At 33.8% G+C, this 816-nt stretch carries 2 protein-coding genes; both read right to left on the bottom strand.

The annotated features are described in order from the left end of the window. Positions 1-81: 81 nt before the first annotated feature. Positions 82-402: an addiction module antidote protein gene (locus ACFIKJ_RS09500; RefSeq protein ID WP_006589073.1), complete on the bottom strand. Its 321-nt coding sequence runs from the start codon at positions 400-402 to the stop codon at positions 82-84. Further along, entirely contained in the window at positions 389-691 is a 303-nt protein-coding gene (locus ACFIKJ_RS09505; RefSeq protein ID WP_317994005.1) for a type II toxin-antitoxin system RelE/ParE family toxin, read from the bottom strand. The genes ACFIKJ_RS09500 and ACFIKJ_RS09505 overlap by 14 nt, the downstream gene beginning before the upstream one ends. Positions 692-816: the final 125 nt, after the last annotated feature.

Raw genomic sequence — 816 nt, forward strand, 5'->3', positions numbered from 1 at the left:
GTTATAAACCAGATTTAGAGCCCCTCATTAAAAAGATTGCTTAAGTACCTCCCTTCCCCATCTTTAAAGGTGGGGAGGTAGTCAAGATGCTTCTTCTAAAGCTGCTTGTTCCTTACAATTATTTTGGATAGGCGTTAAGCTAATCTGCAAATTTAAAGCACTCAAAACACTGAGAAAAGTAGAAAGCCGTGGGTCGCCTTTATCACTTAAAGAACGATAAAGAGACTCGCGATTTAGTCCTGTCTCTTGAGAAACAGTTGTCATTCCTTGTTTACGCGCAATAATACCTAATACATGTGCAATATAGCCACTATTTTTGGTTTCTAAAGCATCATCTAATAAAATCTTAAAGTCTTCAGGCGTATTAAAATATTCACTTACATCAAATTTAGTAATTTCCATGTTTCATTTCCTTTACTAATTGAAGGGCTTTTTCGATATCTTTTTGTTGTGTGGATTTATCACCAGCATTTAACAATAAAATGATTTGTTTTCCTTGTTTTACAAAATAAACCCGATAGCCTGGTCCATAATTTATTTTTAACTCACCAATACCACGGAAATATTTCACGTCTCCTAGAAGCCCATATTCAAGGCGGAAAATACGTGCAGCAATTTTCTTTTGCACTTGTTTGTCTTTTAATGAGTCTAACCACTCTGTAAAATAGTGTGTTTTTTTAACAATAAACATCTGTAGTTTATATGCTACAAAATTGATAATGTCAAATACATTCTTTTGTTCCAATGAAAAAGCGACATGAGTTTTAACAAGCTATCTTTCCGAATGGGAAAGATGTCAATTTTTTAATCCAGCTC

This window comes from Bartonella sp. PS7NMGDW, assembly GCF_042193585.1.
GTDB classification, from domain to species: Bacteria; Pseudomonadota; Alphaproteobacteria; order Rhizobiales; family Rhizobiaceae; genus Bartonella; species Bartonella grahamii.

Coding starts and splice junctions, on each gene's coding strand:
- ACFIKJ_RS09505 (WP_317994005.1), bottom strand. CDS start 691: ATGTTTATTGTTAAAAAAACACACTATTTTACAGAGTGGTTAGACTCA.
- ACFIKJ_RS09500 (WP_006589073.1), bottom strand. CDS start 402: ATGGAAATTACTAAATTTGATGTAAGTGAATATTTTAATACGCCTGAA.